Source organism: Streptomyces sp. RPA4-2 (assembly GCF_012273515.2).
In the GTDB taxonomy this organism is placed as follows: Bacteria; Actinomycetota; Actinomycetes; order Streptomycetales; family Streptomycetaceae; genus Streptomyces; species Streptomyces kaempferi.
On sequence record NZ_CP050975.2, the window covers coordinates 4,262,514 to 4,274,908 of the forward strand.

Sequence of the window (12,395 nt, forward strand, 5' to 3'; positions counted from 1 at the left end):
CGTAACCCCAGCCACCGACACCCGCGCCGGCCCGCTGGTGCCGCGGCACTAATCCTTGCTGTCGCGGATGGTCGCCGTCCGCTGCAGCGTGCCGAGGACCCCGGACGGGCTGCCGTCGGGAGCGACCGCCTTGCCGATGTCCCGCTTGATGTCCGCGCTGACGGACGCCCAGGAGGTCTTGCCGACCGGGTAGAGCTGCGAGGTGGGCAGCTCGTCGAGGAACGGGACGAGATCCTTGTCCTTCGTGTCGGCGCTCATCGCCTGGGACGCGGACGTCGTCACCGGCAGCAGGTCGTACTCGTGGGAGAAGGCCAGCACGTTCTTCTCGCTGTAGACGTAGTCCAGGAACGAGCCGATCTGCTCCCGGTGGCCGTTGTGCTTGAACGCCATCATCCAGTCGGCGACACCCATCGTCGCCTTGGCCCTGCCGTCGACGCCCGGCATCGGCACCATGCCGAACTTCACGCCCTTGTCGGCCGCCGCCTTCATCAGCGTGGGGTGCCCGTTGAGCATTCCGACCTCACCCCGGGCGAACGCCGCGAAAGCGTCAGCGCGGTTGAGCTTGGCAGGTGCGACGGGTCCGGTGAGCCCCTTACCGACCAGTTCGTTCTTGAGCCAGGTGAGCGTGTCGACGTTCTGCGTCGAGTCGAGGTGGTACGTGCCGACGTCGTCGGTGTAGCTGTCGCCGCCGCTCAGCAGCCACTGCATGGTCTCCGCCTGCGCCTCCTCCGGGCCCAGCGGCAGGGCGTAGGGGAACTTCACGCCCCGCGTCTTGAGCACCGCTGCGTCGGCCGCGAGCTCGCTCCAGCTCTGCGGCGGGGTGAGACCGGCGTCCGCGAAGAGCTTCTTGTTGTAGAACAGCAGCCGCGTGGAGGCGGCGAAGGGCATGCCGTACTGCACCCGGTTCATCTGCCCCGCCTCGGTGAGCTGGGAGGCGAAGTCGGCCTGGACCGGGATGGAAAGCACCTGATCGGCGCTGTAGAGCTCGCCCTTGGCCGCGTAGTCGGCGTACGCGCCGATCTGTGCCAGGTCGGGCGCCCTGCCCGCCGCCACCCGCTCGCCGACCTTGCGGTCGACATCGGTCCAGGGGTACACGCTGACCTCGACACGCACACCCGGGTGCGCGGTCTCGTATCCCTTGACCAGCGTGTCCCAGTACTGCTGGGAGCTGTTGGCCTTGGAGTCGCCGTAGTCGGCCGCCACGAGTTCGAGGGTCACGTCCGCGGACCCGTCCGAGCTGCCGCAGCCCCCGAGGGTCGCCGTCATACCCAGTGCGGACATCACCGCGACCAGTCCTGTCCTACGTCGCTGCACGCTGTCGTCTCCCGCCCCTGCGCCGTCTTGCCGTCTTTGCTTCTGCGTCCATTGCATCCGTCTCGGAATGCGGATACAAGGTCTACACCACGTGAGTGGACTAGACCTCTCCTGGGGTAAGGGGCGAGACTGTCCCCGTGAGACATGTCATCGCCCTCGATGTGGGCGGCACCGGGATGAAGGCCGCCCTCGTCGGGCCGGCGGGCGAGCTGCTCCACCAGGCCCGCCGCGCCACCGGCCGGGAACGCGGCCCGGAAGCCGTGGTCGGCGCGATCCTCGACTTCGCGGCCGAGCTGCGCGCCCACGGCGAGCGGCGCTTCGGCGTATCCGCGGCGGCCGCCGGGGTCGCCGTCCCCGGCATCGTCGACGCCGACAGCGGCACCGCCGTCTACTCGGCCAACCTCGGCTGGCGCGACGTACCGATGCGCCGGCTGCTCGGCGAGCGGCTGGGCGGCGTACCGGTGGCCCTCGGGCACGACGTGCGCACCGGCGGCCTCGCGGAGGGCCGGATCGGCGCGGGCCAGGGCGCCGACCGCTTCCTGTTCGTCCCTCTCGGCACCGGCATCGCGGGCGCCATCGGCATCAACGGCACGGTCGAGGCGGGCGCGCACGGCTTCGCCGGCGAGATCGGCCACATCGTCGTACGCCCCGAAGGCACCGCGTGCCCGTGCGGACAGCACGGCTGTCTGGAGCGGTACGCGTCCGCGGCGGCCGTCAGCCAGGCCTGGGCCGAGGCCTCCGGATCCCCCGACGCCGACGCGGCGGACTGCGCGAAGGCCGTGGAGTCGGGGGACCCACGGGCCGTACGGGTCTGGCAGGACGCCGTCGACGCGCTCGCCGACGGACTCGTCACCGCGCTCACCCTGCTGGACCCCCGCACCCTGATCATCGGCGGCGGTCTCGCCGAGGCCGGGGAAACCCTGTTCGCACCCCTGCGGGCCGCCGTGGAGCGACGCGTCACCTTCCAGAAGCTGCCGTCGCTCGTCCCCGCCGCCCTCGGGGACACGGCCGGCTGCCTGGGCGCCGGTCTGCTGGCCTGGGACCTGCTCGAAACTCCCCTCACCGACCGCTCGGAGGTAACCACCTGATGGCCCCTAGCAAGGTTCTCTCCGGTGCCAGGGTGGTCCTGCCCACCGGAGTCGTGGACGGTGGACGCGTGATCGTCGACGGCACGCGCATCGCCGGGAGCACGGCCGACGACACCCCGGCCACCGATCTGTCCGGCCACTGGCTCGTGCCCGGCTTCGTCGACCTGCACAACCACGGCGGCGGCGGCGCCTCCTTCACCTCCGGCACCGTCGAGGAGGTCCTGCGGGGCGTGCACACGCACCGGCTGCACGGCACCACCACGGTCGTCGCCTCGACCGTGACCGGTGACATGGACGGCCTGGCGCAGCGCGCCGGGCTGCTCTCGGAGCTGGCCGAGCAGGGCGACATCGCGGGCATCCACTTCGAGGGCCCGTTCATCTCGCCGTGCCGCAAGGGCGCCCACTCCGAGGAGCTGCTGCGCGACCCGGACCCGGCCGAGGTCCGCAAGCTGATCGACGCCGCGCGCGGCCGGGCCAGGATGGTCACCCTCGCCACCGAACTGCCGGGCGGCCTCGACTCCGTGCGTCTGCTGGCCGAGCACGGGGTGATCGCGGCGATCGGGCACACGGACGCGACGTACGAGCAGACGGTGGAGGCCATCGACGCGGGCGCGACCGTGGCCACGCACCTGTTCAACGCGATGCCCCCGCTCGGTCACCGCACACCGGGTCCGATCGCGGCTCTCCTGGAGGACGAGCGGATCACCGTCGAGCTGATCAACGACGGCACCCATCTCCACCCGGCCGCCCTCCAGCTGGCGTTCCATCACGCGGGCGCGGGCCGGGTGGCGTTCATCACGGACGCCATGGACGCGGCGGGCTTCGGCGACGGCCGCTATCTGCTCGGTCCGCTGGAGGTCGAGGTCAGCGAGGGGGTCGCGCGGCTGGTCGAGGGCGGCTCGATCGCGGGCTCCACGCTCACCCTGGACCGCGCCTTCCAGCGGGCGGTCACGATCGACCGGCTGCCGGTCGAGGACGTCGTCGCGGCCCTGTCCGCCAACCCGGCCAAGCTGCTGGGCGCGTACGACAGGGTGGGCTCGCTGGAGCCGGGCAAGGACGCCGACCTGGTGGTTCTCGACGCGGAGTTCGCGCTCAAGGGCGTGATGCGCAAGGGCGAATGGGTGGTCGATCCCCAACTGGGCTGATTCATCCGTTTGTTGCCGTGCGGCGGTCGACCCGGGGGACTGGGCCGACCGCCGTCTCGTTTGGCATGATCGTGCCTCCGGAACTGTCGGCAAGCACATCGGGGGAGGTCGGCCCAGGTGATCCTCACGGTCACACTGAACACCGCTGTCGACATCACCTACCGTGTACGGTCCCTGCGGCCGCACACCTCGCACCGGGTGACCGAGGTGACCGAACGCCCCGGCGGCAAGGGGCTGAACGTGGCCCGGGTGCTCGCCGCCCTCGGTCACCGGGTGACGGTCACGGGCTTCACGGGCGGTGCCACCGGCCGTTCCCTCCAGGAGCAACTCACCGGCAGCCCCGGCCTGGTGGACGCGCTGGTCCCGGTGTCCGGCCCGACGCGCCGCACGATAGCCGTGGTCGACACGGCGACGGGTGACACCACGCAGCTCAACGAGCCCGGTCCGGAGATCACCCCGGCGGAGTGGGCGGCCTTCCAGGAGACGTACGAGTATCTGCTGCGCTCCGCCTCGGCGGTGGCCCTGTGCGGCAGCCTGCCGCCGGGGGTCCCGGTGGGCGCGTACGCGGGACTGATCCGCGCGGCCCGCGCGGCGGCCGTCCCGGTCCTCCTCGACACCAGCGGCGAACCGCTGCGCCGGGGTGTCGCCGCCCGCCCCGACATCGTCAAGCCGAACGCCGACGAACTGGCCGAACTCACCGGCTCCCACGAGCCGTTGCAGGCCACCCGCGACGCCCGCAGGCGCGGCGCGCACGCCGTGGTGGCCTCACTGGGCGCCCAGGGGCTGCTCGCGCACACGCCGGAGGGCCTCTGGCGGGCCGCCCCGCCCCACCGCGTGCACGGCAATCCGACGGGCGCGGGCGACTCGGCGGTCGCGGGCCTGCTGTCGGGCCTGGTGGAACATCTGCCCTGGCCGGCCCGCCTGACCAGGGCCGTCGCCCTGTCCACGGCGACCGTACTGGCCCCGGTGGCGGGCGAGTTCGACCGGGGCGTGTACGAGGAACTGGTGGAACGGGTGTCGCTGACCGGGGAGACCAGCGCGGCCTGAAACGGTCCGGCCACGGCAGACGCCCCCTGGGACTCAGCCGCCGGACTTGACCCAGCCGTTGACCAGCCACATCTGGTCGATGAGGGCGTCGCACTGGTTGCCCTGCTCGCACGAGACCTTGATGGCGTTCGTGCCCTTGTCGAGCTGGATCCAGTTGTAGGTCTTCGTCCAGCCCTTCTCGTAGTCGCCCGCGGGGCCGCCCGCCCAGTTCTTCAGGCCGACAGGCGTCTTGGAAGCCGTGCCGTTGACCGTGAGAGTGGCGGTGCCGTCCTTGCCGGGGACGCTGTAACCGACGTACACGCTGTACTTGCCGGACTTGGGGATGCCGTTGACGGTCCAGGTGACTGAGGCGCCGGCCTGATTGAAGCCCGCGACGTAGACGCCGCCTTCCGACTTCGCTCCCTTGACGTCGGACGCCGTGGTGGCGCCGCCTTCCAGGCGCAGCGCCTTGGCGTCGATGGTGGGCAGCTTGCCTGCCTCCGGCGGCTGCTCGCCGGCCGACTTGCTCGGCTCCGCGCTCTGCGAGGCCTGTGGGGACGAGCCCGCATCGTCACCGGTCTTGTCGTTCGAGTCGCCGCCCATCATCGCGACGCCGATACCGATGACGACGGCCGCGACCACGGCGATCGCGCCGATCAGCAGGCCCTTGGTGTTCGGGCCGCGACCGCGTCCGCCACCGCCGGCCGACTGCCGGGAGGCGGGCGCACCGCCGGGGACCGTCTCGGGCGCCGCGTAGTGAGCGTTCGGCCGGCCGTAGCCGGGCTGCTGCTGGCCGGGCTGGCCGTAGGGCCCCTGCTGCGGGACCTGGCCGTAGGGCGCGGTGGGGGCGGCGGCCTGCTGCTGACCGTAGCCGGCCTGCTGCTGTCCGTACTGGCGCTCACCGACCGCCCGCACCCGGTTGACCGAGCCCGGGTAGCCGTAGCCGCCACCTCCGCTGGGCGGGGTGGCGCCGTTGGCCTGACCGTCGGCGTACAGGTAGCCGAACGGGTCGTCGTCCTCGGGCGTGCTCGCGCCGTTGTTGCCGGGCGTCATCCCTAGGTACTCCTCAACAGGTGCGGTACAGATGCGGTACACGAAATGAAGCACGTGAAGGGCGAGCCTACCCGCTTCCAGGGGCCCAAACGGGTGGCCTTCACCGCATCAACCCACTGACCTGTGACTTATCCGGCACGCCGATGCTGTTTGGGACGAGAACGTTTCTCGACGTACATCCGTTCGTCAGCGGATTTCAAGACCTCGTCCGCCGTCATGCCGCAGTGTGCCCATCCGATGCCGAAGCTGGCGCCCACCCGGACCGCCCGGCCGTCGACCCGGATCGGCGGGATGATCGCGTTCCGCAGCCGTACGGCGAGGTCCGCCGCATCCGCCCGGCCGAGGCCGTCGGCGAGCACCACGAACTCGTCACCGCCGAGCCGGGCGACCGTGTCGCCGTCGCGGACACCGTTGGTCAGGCGCCGGGCGACCTCGATGAGGACGGCGTCGCCCGCGTTGTGCCCGAACCGGTCGTTGATCGACTTGAAGCCGTCGAGGTCGCAGAAGAGCACCGCGAGCCCCTTGGCGCCGTCGTCCGTCTCGCCCTCGGGCGCGATGGTGTGCACATGGTGGTCGAAGGCGTCGTAGGCCGCCGCGCCCGGCCCGAAGTCGAAGCCGTGCGCCGCGGCGTGCCCGTCGAAGGCGCCGTGCTCGGCCGCCTGCTCCGCGTACGGTCCGTGCCCGTAGGCGGCATCCAGCGACTCGACCGCGCCGGGCTGGAGGGCCTGTGGGCGCTGGCACAGCCGGGAGCCGAGGCGGGAGCGCAGCTCCGCCGAGTTCGGCAGGCCGGTGAGCGAGTCGTGCGAGGCGCGGTGGGCGAGCTGCAGCTCGCGGCGCTTGCGCTCCTCTATGTCCTCGACGTGCGTGAGCAGGAAGCGCGGGCCGTCGGCGGCGTCCGCGACGACGGAGTTGCGCAGCGAGACCCAGACGTAGGTGCCGTCGCGGCGCCCGAGCCTGAGTTCCGCGCGGCCGCCCTCGGCGGAGGTGCGCAGCAGGGTGCCGATGTCCTCGGGGTGCACGAGGTCGGAGAAGGAGTAGCGGCGCATCGCGGAGGCGGGGCGGCCGAGCAGGCGGCACAGGGCGTCGTTGGTGCGCAGGATGCGGCCGTGCTGGTCGCCGCCCATCTCGGCGATGGCCATGCCGGAGGGTGCGTACTCGAAGGCCTGGCGGAAGCTCTCCTCGCTGGCGCGCAGGGCCTGCTGTTCGCGCTCGAGGCGGACCAGGGCGCGCTGCATGTTGGCCCGCAGACGCGCGTTGCTGATCGCGATGGCGGCCTGGAAGGCGTACATCTGCAGGGCCTCGCGGCCCCAGGCGCCGGGCTGCCGTCCGTTGCGCGGCCGGTCGACGGACAGGACACCGATCAGTTCGCCCGTGTTGCCGCCGACGCCGGGGGTGTACATCGGCGCGAAGAGGCGGTCGGAGGGGTGCCACTCGTCCTCGAAGCGGGGCGCGGGGCCGTCGGTGTACCACTGGGGTACGTCGTCGTCGTCGAGGACCCAGCCCTCGGTGTGCGGTATGAAACGCAGGTCGCCCCAGGCCTCGCCCATGTTCAGCCGGCGGTCCCAGGAGGCGCGGGAGCCGACCCGGCCGGTGATCAGGGCTTCGGCGGCGGAGTTGCCGGCGAGCGCGGCGACCACGAGGTCGCCGTCGGGGCGTACGAGGTTGACACACGCCAGCTCGTAGCCGAGGCCCGTGACCACGCCGTCGGCGACGGTCTGCAGCGTGTCCGCCAGGCTCCGCGCGGTGTTCATGTCCGCCATCACCTGATGCAGCTGCCGCAGGGTCGCAAGACGGACGTAGGGCTCCGACTCGGTCTCCATTCGCCCTCCCCTCGAGACCTCGCAGCAACTCCAGGGTTGTCTTCGGCGTACCTGGTTCTCTGTACCGGTTCTCTGTACCTGAGTTCTCTTGCGCGTACCGGTTGGTAGCTTCCTGCCTGGCTTCCCCGCCACTGAATCACAGCGCGCTGCCCACTCGGTACACAGGGTCAACAAAATATGGCCCCTGTGACTCAAGTCACAGCGTAAGATGAACAATTGAGTGGGGTTTCTGCATTTTCCCCGTGTGTTAACTGAACACATATTTAGATGCCGTGCAGACACTGTGAGCGGTTGTGTCCGTCCCGGGACCTAGGACCCGGCTCGGACCGAGGTCCGATGTGGACGCCCCGGGTCGGAGACTAGCGTTTCGGCGTGCTGAACACTCCCCCTGCCGTTCCTTCCACCCCCTCCGTGCATGCTGAGGGGGTGAGCAACGACGAGTTCCGCGCCGCCATGTCCCGGCTGGCCGCGGGCGTGGTCCTGGTGACCGCGCACGAGCCCGCGCTGGACCCGGAAGGACCGGGCGGCGAGGACGTCGGCATGACGGCGACGGCGTTCGTGTCCGTCTCCCTGGACCCCCCGTTGGTCCTCGTCAGCCTGCGCGAGGGCTCCCGTATGGACGACCTCCTCGACGAGCAGCCCCTGTGGGGCGTCTCCGTGCTCGCCGAGAGCCAGCGCCACATCGCCGGCCGGTTCGCCATGAAGGGCCGCATCAGTGACCGTCTGCTCTTCGAGGACATCCCGTACGTCCGCGGCGAGGCGGCCGGGGCGCTCCTGGTGGGCGGCGCCCTGGCGACCCTGGAGTGCCGCACCGAGCAGCGGGTCACCGCCGGTGACCACACACTCGTGGTCGGGCGGGTGCTGACGGCGTCGGTGCCGAGTGCGGACGGGGGGCCGCTGGTGCACTTCAAGGGGCGCTACCGGCAGCTGGGCTGACACCCCGGCAGCCGCAGGTCAGGGGTCACCGGTCGAGGACCGTGACGTCCACCCCGGCCAGCCGCCGCGGATCGTTGAGGATGTCGATCACCGCGATCCGCCCCTGTACGACCGTGAACGCGAGGACGCCGACGGGGCGTCCCCCCTCGATCACCACGACCCCCGCGGCGCCGTTGACGAAGGCGGGCCGCGCGACCCGGGCCAGATGGGCGAAACGGCTCGCGTTCGAGGCCACGTTCACCGCGCCGGCCGTCACCCCGTCCTCGGACCGTGCCACCACGTCCGGGTCGAGCACCGCGACGAGGGCCGTGAGATCGCCGTCGCGCGCCGCCGCGAGGAACGCCTCCACGACCTCCCGCTGCCGCGCCAGGTCCGGATCGGGTGCCGGGGCGCCGCCCTGGACGCGGCGCCGGGCCCGGCTGGCGAGCTGCCGGGAGGCCGCCGGTGTGCGGCCCACGATGGGCGCGATCTCGTCGAACGGCACCGCGAACAGGTCGTGCAGGACGAAGGCGAGCCGTTCGGCGGGCGTCAGCGTCCCCAGGACCACCAGCAGCGCGATTCCCACCGAGTCGGCGAGCAGCGCCTCCTGTTCGGGGTCGACGCCGCCGAAGGGGCTGAGCACCGGCTCGGGCATGCGCACCCCTCGCCCCTCCTCCAGCGGCTCCTCGCCGCGGGTCCTGCGGGAGCGGAGCATGTCGAGGCAGACGCGGCCGACGACCGTCGTCAGCCAGCCACCGAGGTTGTCGACCCGGTCGGCGTCGACGCGGCTGAGCCGGAGCCAGGCCTCCTGGACGGCGTCGTCGGCCTCCGCGAGCGAGCCGAGCATCCGGTAGGCGACGGCGCGCAGCCGGCCGCGATGCGATTCGAAACGCTCGGCGAGGAATTCGTTCGCGCTCACGGCACCGTTCACGGCATCGTTCCCGACGCCGTTTCCCACGCCGTTCCCTACAGCCCCGCCATTTTGCTTCGCATTCGCGTTCCCGGACGTGTTCCCGCCCGCGTACTCGCCCGCGTTCTCGCCCGCGTTCCGAGTGTGCTCATGGTTCTCATTCAGAAATTCGCCCTCGCTCATCCGTCACATCTCCCCGTCGGGCCCGCGGTCCTTCGTCCGTCGGTGGATTGACGGATCGCGGGCCCGAGATGTGACGTCAGGCCTCCGGCACGGCGCTCAGCCGTAGCCGGCCGGGGTCTCCCGCCCGCTCCACTTCGACCTCCGTCACGGAATCGTCGCCGAAGCGAAGGGTGAAGTACGGGCTGGCCTCGATCAGGAACTGCATGTCCTCCCGCGCGCCCCTGTCCAGCGGCGGCGAGACGACGGCGTCCCACGCCCGGGAGCCGGGCCCGGCGGCCAGCCGGACGGGGATCCGTGCCAGGCAGCTCGATCGGTTGGCCCACCACTCCAGATGCGCTCTGTCCTCATTTCCGTCCATTCCCCGAGCGTAGCCACGAGTGGCCGACTCGGCCCGCCGCTCAATCCGCGTACGGCGCCGGGCGTTTCGCGCGGCGCCGCCGGAGCGGCCCTCGGAGCCCGGTGGCGGGACGGGACAGCCCTCAGCCCCAGTCGCGCCCGGAACGCCCGCGCTTGGTGTCCGAGCGCTGCTTCTTCTCGCGCAGCCGTCGCTCGTTGATGCCCCTGGGGATACGGGTGGCCCGGCGCGGCTTGGGGGGCACCGTCGCCTCGGCGAGGAGGGAGGCGAGCCGTACGGCCGCGGTCTCCCGGTTGCGCCACTGCGAACGGTGCTCGGAGGAGCGCACGCTGATCACACCGTCGACGAGCCGCCCGGCGAGCTTGGCGAGCGCCCGGTCCTTCCAGACCGGGGGCAGCGCCTCGGTCTTCGCGAGGTCGAACCGCAGCTCGACCTGCGAGTCGGTGGTGTTGACGTGCTGACCGCCCGGCCCGCTGGACCGCGAGAAACGCCACATGAGCTCGGCCTCGGGGAGGGAGACGGAGCCGCGGATGACATAGGGACCGGACATGGGTTCATGGTCCCCCGGATGTCCGGTCCACGTCACCCGTTTTTCGCGCGGGGGTCCGTCCGGCGCAAAGGTAAAGGAAGTAAAGACAGCCGGAACCTTCGGCACCCCTCTTGGCGTTCTTAGGGGTAGCTGTAGCTTCGTGGCCGTACGAAGCCCAACCGTACGGGCACACCGCACGTACGCAACGAGGGAAGGGACTCCCAACAATGGCTGTAAGCCTGTCCAAGGGTGGCAACGTCTCGCTCACCAAGGAGGCTCCGGGCCTGACCGCCGTCACCGTGGGCCTCGGCTGGGACGTCCGCAGCACCACGGGCACCGACTTCGACCTCGACGCCTCCGCCATCGCGGTCAACCAGCAGGGCAAGGTCTACTCGGACGCCCACTTCGTCTTCTTCAACAACAAGCAGACCCCGGACCAGACCATCGTCCACACCGGTGACAACCGCACCGGTGAGGGCGCGGGCGACGACGAGGCGATCAACGTCAACCTGGCGGGCCTTCCCGCCGACATCGACAAGATCGTCTTCCCGGTCTCCATCTACGACGCGGAGACCCGCTCGCAGAACTTCGGCCAGGTCCGCAACGCCTACATCCGCATCATCAACCAGGCCGGCGGCACGGAGATCGCCCGCTACGACCTGTCCGAGGACGCGGCGACGGAGACCGCGATGGTCTTCGGCGAGCTCTACCGCAACGGCGCGGAGTGGAAGTTCCGCGCGGTCGGCCAGGGCTATGCCTCGGGCCTGACGGGCATCGCCCAGGACTTCGGCGTCAGCGTCTGATCCGTACGCGCGAGTCGACAGAGCCCCTGACCCGGGAACCCGGGCCGGGGGCTCTTCGCGTGGACGGGCAGGGGCCCGTCATCCATACCTGAGGGCTCCGCCCCCAGACCCCCGTTCGGCCTGAACGGCCTCGTCCTCGAACGCCGGACGGGCTGAAGGACATACCCCCGGCCGGGGGCATCCACCGCGGACCGACACCTCCACCCGGTCCGCAACGACCCAGCACAGGCCCACATCCCCAGCCCCGCCGACTAGCCTGCACCGCGTGATCCTCGAATCCCTGCCCCTCACCCCGGACCACGACATCCCGGGGCCGCTCCTGACCGAACTCACCGCCCTGCACGTCTCCAACCGCGAATTCAACGCGTTGAGCGGCGACTTCCCCGACCCGGACGACATCCGCCCCGAGCAGGTCGCGGAGGCCCTCGCCGAGGAGGCCGCCCACCCGGGCGTGGAGTTGCTGCTCGCCCGAGGCGCCGGGCGGCTCGCCGGGTTCGCCATCACGCTGGCGCACCATCCCGACCCGGCGGATCCGGACCCGTGGATCGGCCTGCTCCTCGTGGACGCCCGCGAGCACGGCAAGGGGTACGGCAGGGCGCTGGCGGCCGGTGTCGAGGAGCGGTTCCGGGCCGCCGGCCGCACCGGCGTGCGCCTTGCCGTCCTCGACAACAACCCCAAGGGCCTGGCCTTCTGGACCGCCCTCGGGTACGAGGTGATCGACCACCGCGAGGACCGTCGGCTGGGCCGTCCGTGCGCGGTACTGCGCAAGGCCCTGGACTCCCCCGGCCCCGACCGGACGGACAATCCCTAGGAGTTCAGGCGCCCGGGAGAAAGAGGCAGAACGGGTGACCGTGAGGATCGCGGAGGACCCGTACGTCCTTCTGGGGCTGGTGCTCCTCCAGCGTCGCGCCCAGGGCACGGGCACGCTCGGTCTCCGCCTCCAGGTCGTCGACCTGGAGGTCCAGGTGGGCCTGCATCTGCTGGGTGCCCGCGCGCTGCGGCCACACCGGGGGCGTGTGAGCGGTCTCCAGCTGGAAGCTGAGGCCGGGGCGCTCCTGTTCGGGAGCCCGCAGGCGGACCCACGCCGGCTCGCGGTCGACTTCCTGCCAGCCCAGCAGGGCCCGGTAGAAGTCGGCCGGCGCCGGCGGATCGGGAGTACCGAGAACGAAGGCACCGAGCGTCGTCGTCATGTCCCCCACCCTGCCCCCGGCGCTCGCCCCCACGCATCCGCCCGCACACGGCGGACCCCCCGCC

13 protein-coding genes are annotated in these 12,395 nt (G+C 71.4%); 6 read left to right on the forward strand and 7 right to left on the reverse strand.

Annotation, left to right across the window (positions count from 1 at the left end; all coding sequences use genetic code 11):
- Positions 1-48: 48 nt before the first annotated feature.
- Positions 49-1,314, reverse strand: a complete 1,266-nt coding sequence (locus tag HEP85_RS18500; RefSeq protein WP_329288591.1) for an extracellular solute-binding protein — start codon at positions 1,312-1,314, stop codon at positions 49-51.
- A 137-nt stretch (positions 1,315-1,451) separates the two neighbouring features.
- On the opposite strand from HEP85_RS18500, the gene HEP85_RS18505 reads away from it, so the two are divergent.
- The 3 genes from HEP85_RS18505 (at position 1,452) to HEP85_RS18515 (ending at position 4,594) form a co-directional block, all read left to right on the forward strand.
- A complete protein-coding gene (locus tag HEP85_RS18505; RefSeq protein ID WP_329526742.1) occupies positions 1,452-2,402 on the forward strand; it encodes an ROK family protein in 951 nt (316 codons plus the stop codon).
- Positions 2,402-3,547, forward strand: a complete 1,146-nt coding sequence (nagA, locus tag HEP85_RS18510) for an N-acetylglucosamine-6-phosphate deacetylase (protein WP_168528725.1) — start codon at positions 2,402-2,404, stop codon at positions 3,545-3,547. The genes HEP85_RS18505 and nagA overlap by 1 nt, the downstream gene beginning before the upstream one ends.
- A gap of 117 nt (positions 3,548-3,664) precedes the next feature.
- Positions 3,665-4,594 (forward strand): 1-phosphofructokinase family hexose kinase, encoded by a 930-nt coding sequence (locus HEP85_RS18515; protein ID WP_168528726.1) that lies wholly within the window; start codon positions 3,665-3,667, stop codon positions 4,592-4,594.
- A 33-nt stretch (positions 4,595-4,627) separates the two neighbouring features.
- On the opposite strand, the gene HEP85_RS18520 is transcribed toward HEP85_RS18515, so the two are convergent.
- On the reverse strand, positions 4,628-5,626 hold the full coding sequence (locus tag HEP85_RS18520; RefSeq protein WP_168528727.1) for a CBM35 domain-containing protein: 999 nt from the start codon (positions 5,624-5,626) through the stop codon (positions 4,628-4,630).
- A 128-nt stretch (positions 5,627-5,754) separates the two neighbouring features.
- Entirely contained in the window at positions 5,755-7,446 is a 1,692-nt protein-coding gene (cdgB, locus tag HEP85_RS18525; RefSeq protein ID WP_168528728.1) for a diguanylate cyclase CdgB, read from the reverse strand.
- 426 nt (positions 7,447-7,872) lie between these two features.
- On the opposite strand from cdgB, the gene HEP85_RS18530 reads away from it, so the two are divergent.
- Positions 7,873-8,382: a flavin reductase family protein gene (locus HEP85_RS18530; RefSeq protein WP_168528729.1), complete on the forward strand. Its 510-nt coding sequence runs from the start codon at positions 7,873-7,875 to the stop codon at positions 8,380-8,382.
- A 25-nt stretch (positions 8,383-8,407) separates the two neighbouring features.
- Here HEP85_RS18530 and HEP85_RS18535 read toward each other — a convergent pair whose 3' ends face one another.
- From HEP85_RS18535 to arfB, 3 genes are all read right to left on the reverse strand, one after another.
- Complete coding sequence (locus HEP85_RS18535) at positions 8,408-9,280, reverse strand: sigma-70 family RNA polymerase sigma factor (protein ID WP_211118020.1); 873 nt, start codon at positions 9,278-9,280, stop codon at positions 8,408-8,410.
- A 250-nt stretch (positions 9,281-9,530) separates the two neighbouring features.
- A complete protein-coding gene (locus tag HEP85_RS18540; protein ID WP_168528731.1) occupies positions 9,531-9,812 on the reverse strand; it encodes a hypothetical protein in 282 nt (93 codons plus the stop codon).
- A gap of 121 nt (positions 9,813-9,933) precedes the next feature.
- Positions 9,934-10,359, reverse strand: coding sequence for an alternative ribosome rescue aminoacyl-tRNA hydrolase ArfB (gene arfB / locus HEP85_RS18545; RefSeq protein ID WP_168528732.1), 426 nt, complete (start codon positions 10,357-10,359; stop codon positions 9,934-9,936).
- 206 nt (positions 10,360-10,565) lie between these two features.
- Here arfB and HEP85_RS18550 point away from each other — a divergent pair, with 206 nt between their 5' ends.
- Positions 10,566-11,141 (forward strand): TerD family protein, encoded by a 576-nt coding sequence (locus tag HEP85_RS18550; protein WP_168528733.1) that lies wholly within the window; start codon positions 10,566-10,568, stop codon positions 11,139-11,141.
- Positions 11,142-11,406: 265 nt separating this feature from the next.
- Positions 11,407-11,952: an N-acetyltransferase gene (locus HEP85_RS18555; RefSeq protein ID WP_168528734.1), complete on the forward strand. Its 546-nt coding sequence runs from the start codon at positions 11,407-11,409 to the stop codon at positions 11,950-11,952.
- A gap of 4 nt (positions 11,953-11,956) precedes the next feature.
- On the opposite strand, the gene HEP85_RS18560 is transcribed toward HEP85_RS18555, so the two are convergent.
- Complete coding sequence (locus tag HEP85_RS18560; RefSeq protein ID WP_369657758.1) at positions 11,957-12,331, reverse strand: VOC family protein; 375 nt, start codon at positions 12,329-12,331, stop codon at positions 11,957-11,959.
- Positions 12,332-12,395: the final 64 nt, after the last annotated feature.